Annotated in this window: 22 protein-coding genes and 2 pseudogenes; 13 read left to right on the top strand and 11 right to left on the bottom strand. The window is 58.5% G+C overall.

Translation table 11 applies throughout. From position 1 onward, the window contains the following. Positions 1-3: 3 nt before the first annotated feature. From MRBLMR1_RS09240 to MRBLMR1_RS09230, 3 genes and pseudogenes are all read left to right on the top strand, one after another. Complete coding sequence (locus MRBLMR1_RS09240; RefSeq protein WP_500064176.1) at positions 4-855, top strand: alpha/beta fold hydrolase; 852 nt, start codon at positions 4-6, stop codon at positions 853-855. A gap of 33 nt (positions 856-888) precedes the next feature. Next, positions 889-1,869 (top strand): annotated as a pseudogene (locus tag MRBLMR1_RS09235) (aldo/keto reductase). A gap of 154 nt (positions 1,870-2,023) precedes the next feature. Further along, entirely contained in the window at positions 2,024-2,521 is a 498-nt protein-coding gene (locus tag MRBLMR1_RS09230; protein ID WP_500064194.1) for a MaoC family dehydratase, read from the top strand. Between the two features lie 728 nt (positions 2,522-3,249). Here the strand turns inward: MRBLMR1_RS09230 and MRBLMR1_RS09225 are convergent. Beyond that, complete coding sequence (locus tag MRBLMR1_RS09225) at positions 3,250-3,552, bottom strand: hypothetical protein (protein WP_183687479.1); 303 nt, start codon at positions 3,550-3,552, stop codon at positions 3,250-3,252. A gap of 220 nt (positions 3,553-3,772) precedes the next feature. Here MRBLMR1_RS09225 and MRBLMR1_RS09220 point away from each other — a divergent pair, with 220 nt between their 5' ends. The 3 genes from MRBLMR1_RS09220 to MRBLMR1_RS09210 all read left to right on the top strand — a co-directional run bounded on the left by MRBLMR1_RS09220 (position 3,773) and on the right by MRBLMR1_RS09210 (position 6,782). Continuing rightward, the gene (locus MRBLMR1_RS09220; RefSeq protein ID WP_183687476.1) at positions 3,773-4,285 is read left to right on the top strand and encodes a winged helix-turn-helix transcriptional regulator; all 513 of its coding nucleotides are present in this window, start codon (positions 3,773-3,775) and stop codon (positions 4,283-4,285) included. Then, on the top strand, positions 4,282-5,667 hold the full coding sequence (locus tag MRBLMR1_RS09215) for an MATE family efflux transporter (RefSeq protein ID WP_500064175.1): 1,386 nt from the start codon (positions 4,282-4,284) through the stop codon (positions 5,665-5,667). Before MRBLMR1_RS09220 ends, MRBLMR1_RS09215 begins: the two co-directional genes overlap by 4 nt. A gap of 584 nt (positions 5,668-6,251) precedes the next feature. Continuing rightward, entirely contained in the window at positions 6,252-6,782 is a 531-nt protein-coding gene (locus MRBLMR1_RS09210; RefSeq protein WP_500064174.1) for a GGDEF domain-containing protein, read from the top strand. On the opposite strand, the gene MRBLMR1_RS09205 is transcribed toward MRBLMR1_RS09210, so the two are convergent. From MRBLMR1_RS09205 to MRBLMR1_RS09190, 4 genes are all read right to left on the bottom strand, one after another. Next, entirely contained in the window at positions 6,763-7,017 is a 255-nt protein-coding gene (locus tag MRBLMR1_RS09205) for a hypothetical protein (RefSeq protein WP_500064173.1), read from the bottom strand. The two genes, MRBLMR1_RS09210 and MRBLMR1_RS09205, sit on opposite strands and share 20 nt — an antisense overlap. A gap of 29 nt (positions 7,018-7,046) precedes the next feature. Continuing rightward, the gene (locus tag MRBLMR1_RS09200; RefSeq protein ID WP_148147144.1) at positions 7,047-7,274 is read right to left on the bottom strand and encodes a hypothetical protein; all 228 of its coding nucleotides are present in this window, start codon (positions 7,272-7,274) and stop codon (positions 7,047-7,049) included. Between the two features lie 71 nt (positions 7,275-7,345). Continuing rightward, positions 7,346-7,588 carry a 30S ribosomal protein S21 gene (rpsU, locus tag MRBLMR1_RS09195; protein WP_500064172.1) on the bottom strand — a complete coding sequence of 81 codons (243 nt, stop codon included), beginning with the start codon at positions 7,586-7,588 and terminating at the stop codon, positions 7,346-7,348. 433 nt (positions 7,589-8,021) lie between these two features. Further along, on the bottom strand, positions 8,022-8,231 hold the full coding sequence (locus tag MRBLMR1_RS09190) for a hypothetical protein (RefSeq protein WP_500064171.1): 210 nt from the start codon (positions 8,229-8,231) through the stop codon (positions 8,022-8,024). Between the two features lie 140 nt (positions 8,232-8,371). On the opposite strand from MRBLMR1_RS09190, the gene MRBLMR1_RS09185 reads away from it, so the two are divergent. The 6 genes from MRBLMR1_RS09185 to tnpB all read left to right on the top strand — a co-directional run bounded on the left by MRBLMR1_RS09185 (position 8,372) and on the right by tnpB (position 10,339). Beyond that, positions 8,372-8,581: a cold-shock protein gene (locus tag MRBLMR1_RS09185; RefSeq protein WP_018902430.1), complete on the top strand. Its 210-nt coding sequence runs from the start codon at positions 8,372-8,374 to the stop codon at positions 8,579-8,581. 119 nt (positions 8,582-8,700) lie between these two features. After that, positions 8,701-8,925, top strand: coding sequence for a hypothetical protein (locus MRBLMR1_RS09180; RefSeq protein WP_148147146.1), 225 nt, complete (start codon positions 8,701-8,703; stop codon positions 8,923-8,925). A 30-nt stretch (positions 8,926-8,955) separates the two neighbouring features. Further along, positions 8,956-9,336 (top strand): DUF6481 family protein, encoded by a 381-nt coding sequence (locus MRBLMR1_RS09175; protein WP_148147147.1) that lies wholly within the window; start codon positions 8,956-8,958, stop codon positions 9,334-9,336. A 98-nt stretch (positions 9,337-9,434) separates the two neighbouring features. Continuing rightward, the gene (locus MRBLMR1_RS09170; RefSeq protein WP_148147148.1) at positions 9,435-9,710 is read left to right on the top strand and encodes a hypothetical protein; all 276 of its coding nucleotides are present in this window, start codon (positions 9,435-9,437) and stop codon (positions 9,708-9,710) included. Positions 9,711-9,798: 88 nt separating this feature from the next. Continuing rightward, a complete protein-coding gene (gene tnpA / locus MRBLMR1_RS09165; protein WP_500064170.1) occupies positions 9,799-10,218 on the top strand; it encodes an IS66-like element accessory protein TnpA in 420 nt (139 codons plus the stop codon). Further along, positions 10,199-10,339: an IS66 family insertion sequence element accessory protein TnpB gene (tnpB, locus tag MRBLMR1_RS09160; RefSeq protein ID WP_500064169.1), complete on the top strand. Its 141-nt coding sequence runs from the start codon at positions 10,199-10,201 to the stop codon at positions 10,337-10,339. Before tnpA ends, tnpB begins: the two co-directional genes overlap by 20 nt. 80 nt (positions 10,340-10,419) lie before the next feature. Here tnpB and MRBLMR1_RS09155 read toward each other — a convergent pair. The 3 genes and pseudogenes from MRBLMR1_RS09155 to MRBLMR1_RS09145 all read right to left on the bottom strand — a co-directional run. Further along, positions 10,420-11,642: pseudogene (locus tag MRBLMR1_RS09155) on the bottom strand (beta-ketoacyl-[acyl-carrier-protein] synthase II); the annotation flags it as partial. Positions 11,643-11,644: 2 nt separating this feature from the next. Continuing rightward, the gene (locus MRBLMR1_RS09150; RefSeq protein WP_500064168.1) at positions 11,645-11,866 is read right to left on the bottom strand and encodes a hypothetical protein; all 222 of its coding nucleotides are present in this window, start codon (positions 11,864-11,866) and stop codon (positions 11,645-11,647) included. A gap of 623 nt (positions 11,867-12,489) precedes the next feature. Next, positions 12,490-13,308 carry an alpha/beta fold hydrolase gene (locus MRBLMR1_RS09145; RefSeq protein ID WP_500064167.1) on the bottom strand — a complete coding sequence of 273 codons (819 nt, stop codon included), beginning with the start codon at positions 13,306-13,308 and terminating at the stop codon, positions 12,490-12,492. A 194-nt stretch (positions 13,309-13,502) separates the two neighbouring features. Between MRBLMR1_RS09145 and MRBLMR1_RS09140 the strand changes: the two genes are divergently transcribed. Further along, entirely contained in the window at positions 13,503-14,525 is a 1,023-nt protein-coding gene (locus MRBLMR1_RS09140; RefSeq protein WP_500064166.1) for an aldo/keto reductase, read from the top strand. Positions 14,526-14,709: 184 nt separating this feature from the next. Here MRBLMR1_RS09140 and MRBLMR1_RS09135 read toward each other — a convergent pair whose 3' ends face one another. From MRBLMR1_RS09135 to MRBLMR1_RS09125, 3 genes are read right to left on the bottom strand one after another with little or no spacing between them, the layout of a single operon-like run. Further along, a complete protein-coding gene (locus MRBLMR1_RS09135) occupies positions 14,710-15,756 on the bottom strand; it encodes a glutathione synthase (RefSeq protein WP_500064165.1) in 1,047 nt (348 codons plus the stop codon). Further along, positions 15,756-17,645, bottom strand: a complete 1,890-nt coding sequence (locus MRBLMR1_RS09130; protein WP_500064164.1) for a flavohemoglobin expression-modulating QEGLA motif protein — start codon at positions 17,643-17,645, stop codon at positions 15,756-15,758. The genes MRBLMR1_RS09135 and MRBLMR1_RS09130 overlap by 1 nt, the downstream gene beginning before the upstream one ends. Beyond that, positions 17,642-18,532 carry an N-formylglutamate amidohydrolase gene (locus tag MRBLMR1_RS09125; RefSeq protein ID WP_206828856.1) on the bottom strand — a complete coding sequence of 297 codons (891 nt, stop codon included), beginning with the start codon at positions 18,530-18,532 and terminating at the stop codon, positions 17,642-17,644. The genes MRBLMR1_RS09130 and MRBLMR1_RS09125 overlap by 4 nt, the downstream gene beginning before the upstream one ends. Positions 18,533-18,772 lie beyond the last annotated feature (240 nt).

Raw genomic sequence — 18,772 nt, 5'->3', positions numbered from 1 at the left:
AATATGAATACCAACACGCATAATGCAGACTGGAAGATAACACCAACCCAACACGTTGAGGCTCGCGGCACGCGTTTCGCTTATCGCCGGCTCGGGCCTGATGTTGGGGTGCCGATTGTGCTGCTCAACCACTGGGGCGCCAACCTCGACAATTTCGATCCCAGGATCGTCGGGGGTCTGGCGTCGGTTCGGGCGGTCTATGCGCTCGACTATCGCGGCATCGGCGCGTCCGGCGGCACCGCGCCGCTCAGCGTGGCCGAAATGGCCGCCGACACGATCGCCACGATCCGCGCGCTGGGACTGGCATCGGTCGATCTGATCGGCTTCTCGCTCGGTGGCTTCGTCGCGCAGCAAATCCTCTTCGACGCACCCGATCTCGTCCGCCGCGCCATTCTTGCCGGCACGGGGCCTGCGGGCGGGACTGGGATCGAGCGGGTTGGCCCGGTGTCATGGCCGCTTATCGTTAAGGGCCTGCTGACCTTCCGTGATCCAAAATTCTATCTGTTCTTCACGTCGAGCAGCAAAAGCAGGCAAGCGGCGAAAGCATTCCTCGCACGGCTTAAGGAGCGCACCGGCGATCGCGACAAGACGGTCCCGCTGAGAGCCTTCCTCCGTCAGTTGACGGCGATCAAGGCCTGGGGCCTCCAGGCGCAGCAACCTTTGGACACCATCAGCACGCCCGTCCTCGTGGCGAATGGCGATCATGACATCATGGTGCCGAGCGAGAACTCGGCCGATCTGGCGCGCCGCATCCCCGGCGCCGAACTCGTCCTTTACCCGGACGCAGGCCATGGCGGCATATTCCAGTATCACGACACCTTCCTTGCGAAGGCCAAGGCATTCTTCACTGCTTGATTTCCAGCACCGCACCAAAATGGGAAAAATTTGATGGATTATACGACGTTCGGCCGGACCGGCCTTCAGCTTTCAAAACTGGCGTTGGGCACAGGCAATTTTGGTACCGGCTGGGGATATGGCGCCGATCCCGAGACGGCGGTCGCCATCTTGGACGCATACGCCGAGGCAGGCGGCAATTTCATCGACTCGGCCGATGTATATCAGTTCGGCCAGTCGGAAGAGATATTGGGAAAGGCGCTGGAAGGACGGCGGGAGGATTTTGTGCTTGCCACAAAGTTCAGCAGCGGCTCAACGCCGAATGCCAATCGGCTGGTGACGGGCAACAGCCGCAAAGCGATGGCCGCCTCGGTCGAGGCGAGCCTGCGGCGATTGAAAACCGAACGGATCGACCTCTATTGGGTGCATCACCCCGATAACCTGACGCCGATCGAGTAGATCGTGCGCGGCTTGGAAGATCTCGCCCGCGCCGGCAAGATCCTCTATACCGGCCTCTCCAACTTTCCCGCATGGCGGCTGGCCCGCGCGGCGACGCTGACTGAGCTGACGCGCGCCGTGCCGGTCGCCGCCGCACAGTTCGAACATAGCCTCGTCCATCGGGAGCCCGAAGCCGACCTGTTCCCAGCCTGCGAAGCGCTCGGGATCGCCACGGTCACCTGGTCACCGCTGGGTGGCGGTTTGTTGACCGGCAAATATCGCAAAGGCGAGACCGGGCGTGCTGAAGGCTTTGGGGGCCGCGTTTTCCAGGCGGAGAACACGCCGCTTCGCACGGCCACCGTCGATGCTGTTCTGCAGGTGGCGGAAGATACCGGCGCCAGTCCCGATCGGGTCGCCATCGCTTGGGCCATGACACATGGCGCAGTGCCAATCATCGGACCGCGATCGCTTGCCCAACTGGAGAGCAATATCGGCGCCGCGGCGCTGACCCTTTCGGCAGAGCAGATCGCGCGCTTGGATGCGGCCAGCGCGCCGGCGGGTGCGCCGCCTCGCGCGACGAGGCGCGCCGTTGCCTGACACTGGAGTTTAAGGCCGGACGTGCGGGCTTGCAGTAGACCTGATATGGCCAGACCGATATCGTCCTCACCCATCCGATCGGGGCAGGCGGAGAGCGCAGCCGACAAGTTGTACGGACAGCGAACATCGACCTGCATGGCCGTGTACCCGAAGGCTGGCGGAGTGCGTACAACTGAATGATGAAAGGGAGCGAGGAAGCATGACGAAGCTCTATCTGGAAGATCTGTGCGAGGGGCAGCGCTTCACCAGCGGGCGGCATAGGGTCGACGAAGCAGAGATTCATCGCTTTGCCCGGGAATATGATCCGCAGCCGTTTCACCTGGATGCCGAGGCTGCAAAGACTACACTATTCGCCGGGCTCGCCGCGAGCGGCTGGCACACTGCGGCGATCACCATGCGGCTGACAGTTGATAGCGGTTTTTCGTTGGCTGGCGGCATCATCGGCGCGGGCTTTGATGAGTTGAACTGGCCGCGGCCGGTCCGGCCGGGCGACGAGCTGCATCTGTTGATCGAGGTGGTGGAGATACGTCCCTCCCATTCGAAGCCGGACCGGGGAATAGTCAAAGTGCGCACGACTACGCTCAACCAGAATGACGAACCCGTGCAGGTCTCCGTCGGCAATCTGGTCGCGCAGAGAAGATTGACGACGTGAAAAAGCAACAACCCGACTTGCGCGAGGTGCTCGGCGGCGGCACGAAGATCAGCATGAATCGTATTTTGTCGTTTGGCATTTAATTGGGTCTTCCTCTACCTGCCCTGGAGCAACGGTCAGGCAGAAGGCCAGATCAACCGACTGAAGACGAACAAGCGCGCAATGTATGGCCGGGCGGAACCAGAGCTGCTCAGGGCGCGAATGATGCCAATCAAATTGACCGATCTCCGCACAAATTGAGGAAGACCCCGATTAAATTCAAAACGACAATTGCCGCCCGCGTAATTATCTCGCGTCGGGACCCTCGACCTGGAGCATCGAGATGGAGAAGACACCCCAAGCCTCTTTGCAGACGCCGACATTGAGATCCTGCCGCCGGAGATCCATTCGGCCGATCCGGCGGCTCCTCCATGCGACTGGTGTGGACGGCCCGCGTCGACTGAAGAAGACTGTTATGGGATCTGCGAGAAATGCCTGTCGCCGTGATCGTCTCGGCGTGAGCTTCTAGCCGCCGCGTGGTTTACTCGGAGATGGTCACCCTTGGTGGCTCTTCTGCGATGAGAGCATCTACCAACGCCTTGGCTCGATCAAGGCAGACAAGCGGCCCTTCGACTACGGTCGACCGAAGATGCTTCTCCTGGAGGTCGATTACCCGGTTGCTTCTCGGCGCGGTGATCACGGCGAAATGCGAACTCGGGCTGTAGATCGCTATACGATATCTTTTGTATTCATGCACCGTGGCTGGCATCGGCCGGCTCCTGCCGAATTGCGCGTGGCGAACGACGTCGCGACGAGATCGGTTCGCTGCGCAATCCAAATGTCCTTGGCGACGAAAGGACCGTCGCCTCCGTCACCCAGACCTTGCCATCGATGTCTTCACCTCGGCGGATCGCGGCTGCGGCCAGGTCGCGATAATACTCGGCAGAACGAACGAGCCGTCGAAGCGACATTTCCGGCGGGGATGTCGTGGCCTTGATGGCTTCGCAGGTGACGATCACAAGCCAGACGGACGCGCCATCGGTCACAGCCATCTAACCGTTCTCAAAATACAGGAAGGGTGCTGACTCGCAGAGCTGAATTTCGCCGTCGTTCGATATCATCCAGTTTTCCTGCTTTTGAGTTCGTCGGCAGCGATCTTGCGCAAGGCGTCCAACGCTCCTCTCGGGAGAGTGGATCATCCGGCAGCAGCGAAATATGTCACTTGCAAAATGAAAGTAACTGAGACACGGTGCCTTCTTCATGGAGATATGAATGAAGCGCACTGGTCCCACAGACACCGGATGTCCTATCTTAAGAAGCTTGAAGCACGTCGGAGACGCGTGGACGTTTCTGGTGATGCGCGACGCAATCGCCGGCTCTACGCGGTTCGACGAGTTTCAGAAAAACCTCGATATCGCGCCAAACATTCTGACGACCAGATTGAACGCCCTCGTCGAGAGCAGAATGCTTGAACGTCGTCGGTATTCAGTCCGCCCGCCGCGAGAGGAATACCACCTGACGAAACTTGGTCTGGATTTCAAACCGGTTCTTCAGGCGATGCTGGCATGGGGCAATCGTCACCTTGCCCCAGAAGGTGAGAGCGTGGTCGTCGTCAATTCGATAACTGGCGAGGTGGCCAAGCCAGTCGTCGTCGACGAGCGGACAGGACAGCGGCTGGACGATCCGATTTTCGTCTACGCGGCTGGTCCAGCTGCCGGAGATCGTGTCCGCCGACGTTATCCGTCAATCCAAGATTTCAAACCCGGCGATGAGGCTCGGTCATGAGTGCTGCGGCGATAACCGACGATATTCCCGTGGTAAACCCACGCCTCCAGCGGATGCTCAACGATCCGGTCCTTCCCATGCTTGTGGGGATGGCTTGGCCAAACATCTTGATCATGCTGGCGCAGGCGTCGACTGGCCTGATCGAGACATGGTGGGTTTCTCACCTCGGCACGGAAGCTCTGGCCGGCATGGCATTGGTATTTCCTCCCGTCATGCTCATGCAGATGATGTCGGCTGGCGCATTCGGTGGGTCTATATCCTCTGGCATCAGTCGTGCTTTGGGGGGGGAAAGGCACAAAGACGCCGAGTTGATCGCAACCCATGCCGTGATCGTCAACATCTTCATGGGTCTGGTTTTTACCGCGATCATGCTGATGTTCGGCCGTCCGATCTACCGCGCACTCGGCGGGCAGGGTGGCGAACTCGAAGCGGCCGTCACCTACTCGAGAGTGGTGTTCAGTGGAATGATCCTGGTATGGCTTATGAATGGCCTCGCCAGCATTATTCGCGGCACAGGCAACATAATTTTCCCGGCGCTCGTAACCTGCGTCGGCGCGGTCATGCTCGTTCCATTGTCTCCACTGCTGATCTTTGGCTTCGGGCCTATGCCAGCTCTTGGTATCGCGGGTGGCGGCCTCGCGCTGCTCATGTTCAGCCTGGGCGGTACCATGGTTCTCGGCTGGTATATTCTGTCCGGACGCAATACGGTTGGCTTCAGGACAGGGTATTACCGGAAGAGCGTGTTCGGTGAGATATTCCGGCTTGGTGGAGCTTCATCCATCAATTCCGTCCTGACGAACGTCACGATCGGTATTGCGACCGCATTTGTTGCGACAACCGCCGGGGTAGAGGCGGTTGCGGGCTTTGGCACTGGCGCAAGGCTTGAATTCCTGCTCATCCCGGTCATCTTCGGGATCGGTGCTCCCATGGTGGCTCTGGTAGGGGCAAATATCGGCGCGGGAAAAAGAGACCGGGCGATACAGATCGCTTTTACCGGCGCAGCAATCGCCTTCGTGATCACAGAGGCTATCGGCATTGTCGCGGCGTTGTTCCCAGCGGCCTGGATATCCTTGTTCAGCGAACAACAGGGAACCATGGACGCCGGCGTGAGCTACCTTCGCATCGTCGGCCCAGTATACGGCTTTTTCGGTTTGGGATTGTCGCTCTATTTTGCATCGCAGGGTGCGGGAAAACTGCTGTGGCCTCTTTCATGTGGCTTGCTTCGATTGTTGATCGCAATCGGCGGCGGATGGATTGCGCTGAAGGTCACCGGCAGCCTGACGGGACTGTACGTCGCACTGGCGGCGGCTCTGGTCATCTACTCCGTCGTTCTCGCGCTCGCTATTCGGTCGCGTGTCTGGTTCCGGATCTCCCACGAGTGAGCTGAATATAGCTTCGGCTGCAATGCAGACTTGACCACGGTTGTCAGAGCCTGCGCTGCCTTCTCCACCTTTCGTAGCGTCAACTCTGACTCATCTGTTAAGCGAACCAACAGAGGATCAGAATATCGGGGCCACGATGGACCCGCACCAGCGAGGTCTCTGTTGGTGCGGTGGGTCCATGGAGGCGTCCCAATCCCGCTCTTGATGGATGGCTTCCTAGTCCGGCCCCGGATCTCCGTCGATCAACCCGTGTCGTTTGGCATTTAACCGTAAGAATGCGCCCGTTCCGGCAGGTTATGGCACTTAATTGGGAGATGGACATTCTGACAGGCAAGTTCGAGACCTCGGATCGACTGGCTCAGTTCATCGGTGGGCCGACTGCTGTGCGGCTCGACCTTGAGTGCTATGTCAACAGGGTCAACGTAAACGACGGCGCCTAGGCCGATCTTACACCGCTGATCGCTGGTAAGCTCGATCAGAATGTCGCCGAGTACCGGTTGGACACCGTCCACGGCGAACGCTGGATGCGCTGTGATAGGCGGCTTTTGCGTGACAACGACGGCCATCCGATCAAGATTGTCGGGATGGCAATCGACTCTACCGAAGAGCGTCGCCGGATCGAGATGCTGGAGGAGACAGCGCGCACTGACGTATTGACTGGGTTGCTGAACCGGCGTGAACTGTCCATGCAATTCGCGGCATTAACGTCTGCGGACGGTTTTGCTGTCCTCGCACTCGACCTCGATGGCTTCAAGGAGGTCAATGATGCTCATAGGCATGCGATGGGAGATGTCGTCCTGCAGACCACAGCCGCGCGCCTGACCTCAGCCGTCAGAGCAAGCGATCTTGTGGCACGCACGGGCGGGGATGAATTCGTTGTGGTCGTCGCGGGCGACCAGTCCACAGGCGAAGCGGCTGCTGAGCGGATACTCGCACGGATGAAGGAGCCTACCGCAATTTCCAATGAGATCGCTGACGTCCGCACCAGCATTGGCGGTATCTGGACGGGCGAAAAGCGTGATGTTTCCGAACTCCTCAAGCAAGCCGACCCGCTTCTTTACGATGCGAAGGCTGCCGGAAAAGACGCCATCAAGTTCAATCGGTATCCAAGGTAGTGGCTTCGGAGGCGACGGGTTCCAATGCACCAGCGGCAGACTTGGATCGTTGAGCTCGGCGGATCGCGAGATCATTGTATCGAGACCTGAGTTCAGACATGTCGAACTCACCGCTGATCCACAGCTCGACCCAAGCCAAAAACTCTGGGTCATCGTCGATAGGCGTGCCCCGCGACATCGCCTTGCTGCGAACCTGATCGAAAATCATTCGCCGTCTTTCGCTGTCGAACGCCAATCTCAGTTCCTCCATAAGGTCGGGAGGCGCTAAAGAAAAACCGCGATCCCCTCCGTATTGACGACGTAGATGAACTCTTCCCATGCCTCATGGGCGGATGCGAAACGTTCATCCCAGTCGGTGAGCTGGTCTTCTAGGCTTGTGACTTCCATCCGCCAATCATCTCCCCCGGACGGGCGGAAGATTTCCACAATGACAGTGATGCCGTTCTCGGTGTAGCGGCCAGAAAGTTCGGAGTGCGGGTGATGGGGGTTCATTGTCTATCACCGGACGTATATGGCGATGCTTTGGCTGGCTAGGTGACCGGCCCTACGAAATCAGGAGACGATTATTTAGATCGTGATGGTTTCGACTTCTTCGCAGGACTTAGACCCATCTCTTTGTTCAGCTTTTTCTGAGCGAGTTTGCGGGCGCGGCGAATGCCTTCTGCCTTTTTTCGGGCGCGCTTCTCCGAAGGCTTCTCGAAGTGCTCGCGCAAACGCATTTCCCGGACGATGCCCTCCTGCTGCAGCTTCTTCTTGAGGACGCGCAGGGCTTGGTCGACGTTATTGTCTCGGACGAGGATAAGCACGGTGGCTCCTGGTGTGGTGGAAATCGGCGGGACAATCGATAAACGCATGTACGCGCGAATTGCAATGGTCGATCCCTGGACAAATGTACTTTCCCGGAGCTTCGGCTTTAGCCTCGCGCGGGCCTGTTGGGACCGCTGTTCCGAGCCACCGCTAGCGTCTAATGACAGCTAGCGGCACGGCAAGTGTGATCACCAAGCCGAGTCCTTTAGATTGTCGCGCGATCTTGCCCATAAGTTGGGCCTCCACCGTCCTGTTGACCATTTTCGTGCCAAAGCCTCTTTTCGTAGGCTCGCCGGGCGAAGGCGGTCCGCCCTGTCTCACGCCAGACGATGTTTAGGGTGTCGTCGTCGTGATGGCACTCTAAATTGATGTAACCATTAACCGTAGACAGAGCGCCATATTTCGCTGAGTTCGTCGCAAGCTCATGAATGATCAGGCGAGCGCTGCCGCCGTTTTCCCGCCCACAGAGACTGCGGGATAGGTTCGTTGCCAGACCATGCCCTGATCTGAATACTGTGCGCCGGAATTAATCCAGCCGAAGCGCCGCACGGTTTTAAAGATAACGCAACCCGAGGCTGTAAATGTATCATTTTGAAAACTAAACGTTGACGTAGCACTCTTTATTCGGTAATTCTGCTTCATCGATCTTTTGCTTGCCGAGCTTTGTCTACCGCGCGATTGGCACCGCGCTTTAAGCGAACTTCTCTCTCAAAAATAGTCGGTTTTCCGCTGCGTGGTGCTTGCTTCGCGGTCCCTCACTCTATGCTTTGAAAGGGTTCTTCATGACCACTGGCACAGTAAAATGGTTCAATTCCACCAAGGGCTTCGGCTTCATCCAGCCTGACAACGGCGGCGCTGACGCCTTCGTTCATATCTCGGCTGTCGAGCGCGCAGGAATGCGCGAACTCGTCGAAGGCCAGAAGATCGGCTTCGAACTCGAGCGCGACATGAAGTCGGGCAAGATGTCAGCCTGCAATCTGCAGTCCGCTTGATCGATATCTGCTTCCCTTTGACCACGGATGTACTGGCACTGCCGGAAGCAGTTATCATTTTGAGGCCAGGCGGTTCGCCTGGCCTTTTTCATCTCGGCTCATAGCCAGATCGACGACAAATGACAGAGACATACAGTAAATCTCGACAACAGGCTGAGGCTGCCTTTGGCAATATTCAGACGGAGTTCTTCGCCAAGAACAATGCGGCGGAAGAGCTCGCATCGATGGCTCAGGCTCGCGACGCCAAGACTATGAGGCTGCGCGAAGCGCGCCTCGCCAAGGAACGCGCCGACAGAGCATCTGCAACATCCGCACTGCTTGCCAAACGATCGAAGTTCAGCTGAACATCCCAAACGATAACTCAGGATAAAGATTTGAGACACGCCAGAAACAACGAACTCACCGATCGACGCTCGGCTGCTGCAGACGCCAAAGCTGCCCTTCTCATCGCCTACCGCTCAGCAAAGAAGGCGGCCGAGCCTTCACGATCCGCCAGACAGGCCGAGCGGATCTCCCTCGTTGAAGCTCGTGAGGCGCGCCGTGCAGAGCGGGAACGACTAAAGCACGAGGAACAGACCCGGATCGTCACCCTTGCCGCTCAAGAACAGGCAGCCATCGAGGCGGCCGCCGTGGCCGAGATCGAGGCGCGAAATTCGGCCGAAAATGCCCGAATCTCGCGGGTGGTTCAGGACGAGGCCGCTCGCAAGGCTGAGCGCGACCGACGCTACGCCGCCCGCAAGTCCCGCCAGGCTTAGGCCTGTAGGATGGCGGATCTACGCTTCTGCCGATCCAGCGATGCGCCCTCACTCGAGGCGCGCCCGTCATTCAGTCATAACTCCCAAGGACCGCAGCTATGGAAACTAACACCAAAGACCTGCAGGCGATCAATACGGCCTGGCAGATTGCGATCCAGGAAATTCTGCGCATGGTCATTCGTGACATGTACCACGGCGGCGGAGAGGCTACGTTCAACGCCCACGTCAAGCGAATTGAGGAAGCTGCCGTCGACAGCATCCAGACAGACTTGAGGCTCCGCGGCACCAGCGAGTGGACGGAGACGCTGGTCAAGGAACGGGCAAGCAATTTCGTCACCACGCTACTCACATCCTTCACATACGATCGCGCATGATTGAAGGTAAGCGCGAATTTCTGCGCACCTTCTGAAGCGCAGCGCTCTAAGGCATGAGGTGTCCACCAAAATAGGTGGACACCAAATCATGGATGAAGATGCTCTTAAATTGCAGGTGCTGCTTGTTGGTCGCGACGGCCGCCGTCGATATGACCCTGCTTCGCGTGATCAGCTCGTCGCAGCGTGGTTGGAGCCCGGCGTTTCGGTCTCTCGACTTGCTCGGGAACATGGCGTGAATGCTAATCTCGTTCGCAAGTGGAAAAAGAAGGCCATGGAGAAGCGTCCTTTGCCTTTGGTCTCGGCATTCGTTCCGGTTCAGATTGCTCCAGATATGCCTCCGACTTCTGGCGGCGATTTACTGACAAAGAGCGTGCCGTTGGGCAAGCCGTATCAGACGTCCAAGGTGAGTGCGCTCCTGCCGAACGGGATCAGCCTGACCCTTGAGTATGACGATGAGAATGGGCTGGAAATCATAGGAGCGTTGGGTCATGTTCAGACTGGGCGCTGATCTGAAGGTCTACCTGCATCGGGAGCCGATCGACTTCCGGGCCGGCATCAACAGCCTTGCGGTCCTGGTCCACGAGACGATGGCGTTGGACCCGTTTGCCCCTGCGGTGTTTGCCTTCTAGCAATCGCCGGCGTGACCGGATGAAGCTGTTGTTCTTCGATCGATCAGGCTGTTCAGGAGATCGTCGCTCGACGCTAACTGTCAGGCGATGGCAGATGTCGAAGTGCCGTTTACCTTTGGCCAACGCCGGAAGAGTGCGCTGGCATTAACACCGCCGAAGCCGAAGCCGTTCGATATGGCGTACTCAGCGTCCAAACGACGCGCTTGGTTCGCAACGAAATCGATGCCGTCGGCTTCAGGATCGGGACTGTTCAGGTTGAGCGTCGGCGCGCGATCTGGTTCTGAAGCGCCAGAATTGTGAAGATAGCTTCGAGACCGCCGGCCGCACCGAGCAAATGCCCTGTTGCCGATTTGGTCCCGCTAACGGCGACCGTCTTGTCGGACCCGAATACGCTCTTGATGGCCCTTATTTCACCAAGATCCCCGACCGGAGTAGACGTCGCATGAGCGTTCAAATGGCCGATCTCCCACGAAGAAATTCCGGCCTGCGCAATGGCGATCTCCATCGCCCTGCGTGCGCCGTTGCCGTCTTCCGGTCCAGAGGTGATGTGATGGGCGTCAGCGGTCGTGCCATATCCGACCAGTTCGGCAAGTGGCGTTGCACCGCGCGCGAGCGCATGGCTCAAAGCTTCGATGACAAGCATGCCGGCTCCTTCGCCCATGACGAAGCCGTCGCGTGATGTGTCGAAGGGGCGCGATGCGCGGCGGGGCGATTCGTTGAAACCGCTCGACAGCGATCTGGCGGCGGCAAAACCGCCCAAACTCACGATGTTCATGCAGGCTTCTGTCCCGCCGCAAATTGCGATGTCTGCTTCATGAGATCGAATTAGCCGGGCAGCATCGCCGATTGCCTGGACACCAGCAGCACACGCCGTGACTGGTGCCCCCAGAGGACCTTTGAAGCCATGGCGGATCGAGAACTGTCCCGCTGCGAGGTTGACGAGAAACGACGGGATGGTGAAGGGCGAAAGACGGCGCACACCGCGTTGATCGACGGTGCGGACGGCTTCGGTGATGGCAGGAAAGCCGCCAATGCCGGATGCGATGATCGTCGCGGTTCTCAGCCGGTCCTCGTTCGACGTCGGTTTCCAGTTCGCCTGCGCGAGGGCTTCTTCGGCGGCCGCCAGTGCAAAGATGATGAACCGGTCGACCTTGCGTTGGTCCTTCGGAGCGAGGACCGTATCCGGATCGAAGCCGCCTTCCGGATCCTCAATGATTGAGGGGACGACGCCTCCGATCTTCGAAGGCAGGTCTGCGACGATCTCGTCCGACAGTCGCCGCAAACCGCTTTGTCCCGCAATCAGGCTCACGTAGAGGATTGCCAAAGGAGAATCGCAGACTGATCGACAGGGCCGGAATAGACGAAGAGCGAGATGATATTCCGGTTCTTGGGCGATGTCCCAAAGTGCGCATCGTAGAGCTTCTTTAGTTTGTCGAGCGTGGCGCTGCGCGTCGTCGGCACGTTCAGGATCTCCCTTACCAACTTCGAAGCTGCGATCTGAAATTTTTTCGTGACCTTGGGCAACACTGAGGGGTCGTTATAGGGAAGAAACTCCCAGTCGAACGGTACTGATATCGTTCCGCCTCGCTTCAGATAGCGAACATTCGCATTGTGTTGTGAACTGAATAGCTCGTCCTGTGACCCTTCCGGTGGCGTGTCCTCGGGAAACTTGATGGGGGGCTCTTCTGGTCCCTCAAGATCTGGACCCGGTTCGATAGGTGAAAGCGGCGGGCGTCTTCTGGTCCGGAGGGCAGCACAAACACGATCTCGCCTATATCGCTTCCGTCTAAGCCCCTGAGATAGCCGACCGGGTCAACGTAGAAGCCAAACTCGGCGTCGTCGGTTGAAACGCCCTGCTGAAGCGCCAAGACGAGGCGCTGGATGGGCGTGAGATAGGGGAGAAGGATCACACGAATTCGAGATGTCTGTACGAGGCGCGAAAAACCGCTGATATGATCGCGATCGAAATGTGAGAGGAAAGCCAGATCGAGCCGGGTGAAACCCAGTGCAGAACGCCTGGTGGCGATCGGCTTCGTCGCTAGGCTTTTCCGGCGGTTTGCGTGCTGATGTCGTCATGACACACCTGTTGGTTCAAAGGGGGCGCGCGCTACCAGCCATGTTGCGATGAACATGGCTGGTAGCGAGGATGGTCAGGCCAGGAACTCGATGAGATCGCGGTTCAACCTTTCCGGTGCGGTGGCAAAAAGGCCATGGGGTTCGCCATCGTATTCGATCAGGCGCGCACCCACGATGCCTTTAACGGCAGCACGTCCGGCAGGGTCGATGGGAACGGTCTTGTCCGACGTGCCGTGGACAACGAGCGTCGGGACCGTGAAGGCTTGCAGATCCGGCCTGAAATCAGTTCGTCCAAACGCATCGATGCAATCGATCGTCGCCTTCGGACTTGCCATGACGCCGAGGACGAAGGACCAGTCAAGCACGCCCTGGCTGACAGGCTTGCTGACGAGCCCCACGCCGTAAAACGTCTTGGCAAAGCTCTGCAGAAACGCGAACCGATCCTCGCGCACCTGCTGCTTCATATCGGCGAACACGCTGGCATCGACGCCGTCGGGGTTGGAGTCGTCCTTTAACAAATAGGGGACGACCGATGACACCAGCACCGCCTTCGACACGCGGCCTGCGCCATGCCGCGAAAGATAGCGCGCGATCTCACCGCCGCCCATCGAGAAGCCGACGAGATGTGCCTGCTGCAGATCGAGGCCTTCCAGGACAGCAGCCAGATCGTCGGCGAAGACATCGTAGTTGTAACCGTCGCCTGGATGGCCTGACTGACCGAAGCCGCGGCGATCATAGGTGATGACGCGATAGCCGGCCTCGAGGAGCGCCAGCGTCTGATACTCGAACATGTCGCCGGTCAGCGGCCAGCCATGGATCAGTACGACCGGTTGGCCCTTGCCGATATCCTTCACGTGGAGCTGAACGCCGTCCTTCGCTTCGATAAATGCCATGATTGCTTCCTCGCTTTGTTGAGGCGGAGTAACCGGGCGAACGGCCGAATGGTTCCGGCGCCAAGCGCGGGATGTCGCTCGACGGACCTTGCCGCCGGGCGATCATTTTCTCTCGAACTCATCGCCGGTTTAACGTTTTGATCCGAAGGGCGGTGCCTAGTCAGTGCCCTATCCAAACAGCGACGGAGCCAGCAATGACAAAGACCGGACGTGCCAAAGATATCTTCAAGCCGGAATTCCGCTTCGGGATGGGCGGCGTTTCGCTCGGAAACGAGTTCAACAAGATCACCGACAAGGAGGCGCATGCCGCGCTTGAAACGGCCTGGAACGTGGGCGTCCGGTATTTCGACGTCGCTCCCTGGTACGGCCTCGGTCTGGCTGAGCGTCGGTTTGGCCACTTCCTGCACAATCAGAAGCGCTCCGACTATCTTCTGTCGTCCAAGGTCGGCAAGCTTCTCAAGGCGTCAAAATCCAACAGCCACGAGAAGATGTATCCTCTGTCGGATTCTCCGAACGATCTTGTCATCGATTACACCGCGGATGGCGTCCGCCGCTCGATCGAGGACAGTCTTCAGAGGCTTGGTGTCGACAGCCTCGACATTGCTTTCGTCCACGACCTGTCGCCGGATTTCGCGTTTTTCCCGACGCCTTGGGAAGAGCAGTACGAGATCGCCCGCAAGGGAGCGTTTCCGGAGCTGTCGAAAATGCGCGACGAAGGGATGATTAAGGGCTGGGGCGTCGGCGTGAACACACCGATGGCGATCCACAAGGTGATGGACGATGCCGATCCGGACGTGTGCCTCTGCGCACGACAGTATTCGCTGATCGACCACGCTGAGACCATCGACCATCTTTTTCCGGCCGTGCGCGAAAAAGGCGTCTCGCTCGTCATCGGCTCCAGCCTGAATGCCGGTTTCCTTGGCGGTAGCCCGCGCTACAATTACGGCGCGGAGAACTACAAGATCCCACCCGAGGTCATCGAAAAGCGGGCGAAACTCCGCGACGTCGCGGAACGCAATGGCGTTGACCTTCGCACTGCCGCTATCCAGTTTTTCGCGGCTCCAGATGTCGCCGTTGCGCTTGTCATCGGCGCCGGTAGCGATCGCCAGATCCGTGAGGACTGGAATGCGATGCAAACCAAGATCTCGAACAAATTCTGGCAGGAGCTGAAGTCGCACGGACTTGTCCACAATGACGCCACAACACCGGTGGTGTAATTTGGCCGGATTGGCCGTGACACGGCCGATCCTTTTGACAATTGGTGATGCCAATTCAAAATGCGGTTGATACCGCGGCTAAGCGATTGCTGAGCTTTAGAAGCGTCGCTTGGTCGGAATGACGGGTCATACGTCTGATCCCTTCTAGACCGCAGTGCTCGATCTATGAAAGATATCAGCCACTTTACAGCGTGGCGAGAGCACGGTTGTTGATCTGACCTGCGTAATTGTTCCGGATTTCGACCTTCTGTTCCAACGCAATGATGACGTCGACCGACAGATCCACTCCGTGAAGCCCGGTAATATCCGGAATGCCGCCTGGAGTGAAGACATTGATCTCGAGGATCTTGTCGCCGACGATGTCTAGTCCGACCAGAAACATGCCGTCTTCTATCAGTTTAGGGCGAACCATTTCCGCCACCGCAAGAATTTCGGATGTGATCTCGGCGGTTGCCGCAGTACCAGCAGCATGCATGTTGGAGCGCACCTCGCCCTTCGCCGGAACACGACGCAGCGCGGCGTAGGCGCCGTCCCGCTGCAACGGGCGACCGTTCATCAGGAAAAGACGAATGTCGCCGGCCGTCGCGTCGGGAAGATAGCCTTGCGCGATCAGGTAACCTTCGCCGCTGACGGCCTCGAATATCTGGTTGAGATTGGCTTCCTTGCTGGAGGCGATCTTGAAAACGTTTTTCCCGCCGGAACCTTGCAGCGGCTTGAGGATGGCGCCCTGTTTCTGCTCGTCGATAAAGGCGCGGATCTCCTCGATGCTTTTAGAGATAAGGGTTGTTGGGCGAACGGCCTCAGGAAAACCCTGGAAATAAAGCTTATTTTGCGCGCGGGCCAGGCCGTCAGGGTCGTTGAGCGTAAGCACGCCGCGTTCGGCCGCTAGACGACCGAAAATGATGCCGGCATGGGCTGCCCAAGGCCGCTCATCAGCGTCCTGAGAGGGGTCATTCCGCAGCAACAGGACGTCAATCTCCTCGATTGGGATCGTATGGATCTCAGCCTGCTCGCCCTGCAACGCCGCTATGAATGTATCTGGCTTCCTGGTCTTGCCTTTTTTGACAGTGGTCGCGCGCACCATCAGGCTGTCATCGGGGCGCAACACGAAATCGCCGGGTGTCAGGTAGCAAACCTCATGGCCGCGGGCGATTGCGGCAAGCGCTAGCGCCGTAGTCGTATAGAATGCGGCCTCATCGGCAATCGAGTTCACAAAAAATGCAATCCGCATCACGCCTCCTGTCGTTGAATCATGTCGAGAGGACGCATGCCGTCTCTGGCGCGTGCCAGTCGGGTGCGGCCGTCTTCGGTTTCGAGAAAGAGGGGACGAACCGCCGGCAGGCGCAGCAGGCCGCGCTCTGCCAACTCCTGCATCACACCGAAATGCGAGGCGGCTATCTTACCCATCCAGAAGGGTTCGAGTGCGCCACCGGTGCGCAGATGATCGAGCAGGGCAAGCAGACCGCGCAGATAGATCGCGTCCTTGGCCAGGCCGCCGCCGCGATAAAGCCGCAGAACGATATTGAACGCGGCCGGCGGCGTAAAATTATGCTGCTCGACAAGAAGAGAGTAGGTTTCGGTAAAGGTTGCTCCGTCCAGCATCGACGCACATCCAACCACCCGTCCGGCAATCAGCCTCAAGCGCGCCGGCGTCATGCCGCCCGACAGGTATTCGGCGAAAACGGCCAGACCTTCTTGCATGCCCTCATATCCCGCAAGGCCGGAGCGAAACAGCCGCAGGCCCTGGGCCGATCCGTTGAAATAGGTTAGCAGGTGGACACCGATCTCATGCGACAGCAGCGGCTCGACCCGAGCCATGTCCATCACGGTGCTGCGTGCGATCAACAAGCGATGGCCAGATACCATGAGGCCGGACGGCAGGTCGTCGCGAAGCTCGACGGAGACGTCGAACTCCTTCAGCCGGCGATGATAGGCGGCAATCATCGTGCGGGCACGTCGTTCCACCTGAAAGCAGTCGGCCATCCGGCCCTGTGCCGCCCCGTCGTCGTCACCGCTGGGTTCCGTATTGGTAAGCTGCGACAGAATGATCTGCGCCTCGCGCAGCAGCGAGGGTTCCACCGGACCGTATAGCGCGCGACCGAATTCGACGAACTGCGGTTTCTGGCGGGAGGAAAGGAGCGAGAGCTGAAGATCGAGTTCCTGTTGTTTTTCGCGATAAAGCTGGTACAGGACCGGGTCTTCGAGATGGTCGAAGGAAATCGAAAAGAGCTTCCGTTTTGCCGCCTCGACCTGCAGGGCAAGAGGACGGTACAGAAAGACGGGTTGATGGCCCTCTCGCTTGAACGCTTCGAAAGCCGACTCGGCATTGATCGGCGTGACCGCCAGCAGGAAATCGAATGTCGAGGCCACCTCGTCAAAGCTTCGGTCGACACGCGAGACCGCATCCACGAAGGCCCTGCGTCCGAGTGCCCGATGCGTCTTCGGCTGGAGGATTTTTCCGGCTTCGACGACACACGCGATGGCTCGCAGACCCGCGTCGAACAGGACCGACACCAATTGGTCGTGAAGTTCCGGATAAATCTGGTCGCTGCCGGGTTGCCGGTAGACGGGGGCAAACCTGACGGCAAGTGTCGAACAGCCGAGGTCACGCCCCAACGCCTTATCTTCGCGCGCCGGAGGCGCTTCCGCGCGTTCGACTCGCGGCGTTCGAAACCTTGTCTCGCTGTCGCTTATCGCGGCGGAAAATGTTTCAGCCGCCTCCGCCATGTCCGCGCTCGCCCATATAGCAATCTCGAATGGAGGCAGGAAAGGCGCATCGTCGGTCAGGAACCGATCCTGCTTCAACTCGCCGATGTCGAACAGGATGAATGCGCCGAACTGTTTGCGCAGCGGAGCCTCTATCGCCTCGATCACCATGATCGCGGATGCCGCATGCGGAGTTATGAGATAGGACGCGTTTGCTTGTGCGATGTCGCGGGCGGCCGGCTCTGCTCCGTCCTCGGCGATATGGACGCAAAGGAAGGGAAGCGGCCGGTCGATATGCAGCCGTCCTCCGCCGGGCAGGTCGCGCCGGATCGACTTGCCGTGGGCAAGGCAGAATACGATCTCGTCGAGCCAGTTGTCGTCACTGCTGCGAGTTTGCGACGAGGCGTTGGTCATGGCTGGCTCGCGAGCGTCTTCTCGAGTATCGGGACGGCTGTTGCAACGACCTGGCGAAGCTGGTCGAGGACACCAGTATTTGGTTCACCCGTCCATTCATCCATGAAAAACTTTTTAAATTCGACCGCGATTGCGCAGCCCGTTTTGGGAAAATGCTCGTGGATGAACCGGGTCTGTTCTCCCTTGCCCTGGAATGCTACGTTTTCGCGCACGTCCAGAGGGCTGCCATTGATCGTATGCGATCGGAGATGGCCGATGAGTGCATCGACTACCGGCGCCCAGCGCTCGCTGTCCATCGAGAATGTGCCTATATTGATGTCCGGTGCCCGCTCCGGCGGCGTAGGTCGAGCGGCTGGCCCATCACGGCGATGATTGTAGCTGTGGATGTCGAGAACGACAAATCGGCCGAATTGGCGCTCGATACCCTTCAGGAAAGCCAGCAGCATATCGTAATAGGCGTCATGGGTTTGTAGGGAGGCTTCTATCTCGTCGTCCGCAAGTGCTCCTGCCCACACATTTAAACCCCATGCCTGTTCCGGCGTCAGATATATGGCGCCCTCCCGATTGCGGTTGATGTCCACTTCGAAACGCGAGCGATGAAAGACGATGCGATTGGGAACATCGCGAATGGTGAACTCGGTGTAGGGATCCTCCTCCCGTAACCGCTCCTGATGATCCAAGCCGAATAAAGGCTGTAGGTTCAGTCGTGTAGAGTGTCCCTCATGGACCGCAGTTGCGATTACAGGCGACATGCCCCGTTCGATGGTCCACAGCGCTGTAGGTGCAACTGGTGGTGTGATCAGAGTTTTCGGCGAGAATGCCCGTTCGAGCTCGACTTCCGTTGTCGACGCTGTCTTGAAGTGATCGGTAGACCTTGCAGATTGCATAGTTCGTTCTCCAGTGCCACGGGAGAACGCACTTGCCGATCGTTTGTTACCAAGAATAGTCAGAATTTGATCGCCGAAGCGGTTTAGTGGCCGTCCAATCAGATATCGCCGATGTCGGGTGGTTCGATTCCGTTCGAAAGCTTGTCTTAATTTCAGAGTTTTAGGCAATCATAACCAGTCAATACCTCTGCATCGCAGGACTACCGATAACGACCTGGTGTAAACCTTTCTCGTCTCGGT

Origin of the sequence: Neorhizobium sp. LMR1-1-1.1, assembly GCF_040675795.1 — a bacterium.
Lineage (GTDB): Bacteria > Pseudomonadota > Alphaproteobacteria > Rhizobiales > Rhizobiaceae > Neorhizobium > Neorhizobium cellulosilyticum.
Note: the sequence above shows the minus strand (reverse complement) of the source record. Positions and strands in the feature narration are given on the sequence as shown.

Excerpts from the sequence above, each read along its gene's own strand:
- MRBLMR1_RS09185 (WP_018902430.1), top strand. The coding sequence starts at position 8,372 with ATGACCACTGGCACAGTAAAATGGTTCAATTCCACCAAGGGCTTCGGC.
- MRBLMR1_RS09210 (WP_500064174.1), top strand. The coding sequence starts at position 6,252 with ATGGCAATCGACTCTACCGAAGAGCGTCGCCGGATCGAGATGCTGGAG.
- tnpB (WP_500064169.1), top strand. The coding sequence starts at position 10,199 with ATGTTCAGACTGGGCGCTGATCTGAAGGTCTACCTGCATCGGGAGCCG.
- MRBLMR1_RS09220 (WP_183687476.1), top strand. The coding sequence starts at position 3,773 with ATGAAGCGCACTGGTCCCACAGACACCGGATGTCCTATCTTAAGAAGC.
- MRBLMR1_RS09130 (WP_500064164.1), bottom strand. The coding sequence starts at position 17,645 with ATGACCAACGCCTCGTCGCAAACTCGCAGCAGTGACGACAACTGGCTC.
- MRBLMR1_RS09180 (WP_148147146.1), top strand. The coding sequence starts at position 8,701 with ATGACAGAGACATACAGTAAATCTCGACAACAGGCTGAGGCTGCCTTT.
- MRBLMR1_RS09140 (WP_500064166.1), top strand. The coding sequence starts at position 13,503 with ATGACAAAGACCGGACGTGCCAAAGATATCTTCAAGCCGGAATTCCGC.
- MRBLMR1_RS09200 (WP_148147144.1), bottom strand. The coding sequence starts at position 7,274 with ATGAACCCCCATCACCCGCACTCCGAACTTTCTGGCCGCTACACCGAG.
- MRBLMR1_RS09215 (WP_500064175.1), top strand. The coding sequence starts at position 4,282 with ATGAGTGCTGCGGCGATAACCGACGATATTCCCGTGGTAAACCCACGC.
- MRBLMR1_RS09240 (WP_500064176.1), top strand. The coding sequence starts at position 4 with ATGAATACCAACACGCATAATGCAGACTGGAAGATAACACCAACCCAA.
- MRBLMR1_RS09125 (WP_206828856.1), bottom strand. The coding sequence starts at position 18,532 with ATGCAATCTGCAAGGTCTACCGATCACTTCAAGACAGCGTCGACAACG.
- tnpA (WP_500064170.1), top strand. The coding sequence starts at position 9,799 with ATGGATGAAGATGCTCTTAAATTGCAGGTGCTGCTTGTTGGTCGCGAC.
- MRBLMR1_RS09190 (WP_500064171.1), bottom strand. The coding sequence starts at position 8,231 with ATGAAGCAGAATTACCGAATAAAGAGTGCTACGTCAACGTTTAGTTTT.
- MRBLMR1_RS09145 (WP_500064167.1), bottom strand. The coding sequence starts at position 13,308 with ATGGCATTTATCGAAGCGAAGGACGGCGTTCAGCTCCACGTGAAGGAT.
- MRBLMR1_RS09170 (WP_148147148.1), top strand. The coding sequence starts at position 9,435 with ATGGAAACTAACACCAAAGACCTGCAGGCGATCAATACGGCCTGGCAG.
- MRBLMR1_RS09135 (WP_500064165.1), bottom strand. The coding sequence starts at position 15,756 with ATGCGGATTGCATTTTTTGTGAACTCGATTGCCGATGAGGCCGCATTC.
- MRBLMR1_RS09225 (WP_183687479.1), bottom strand. The coding sequence starts at position 3,552 with ATGGCTGTGACCGATGGCGCGTCCGTCTGGCTTGTGATCGTCACCTGC.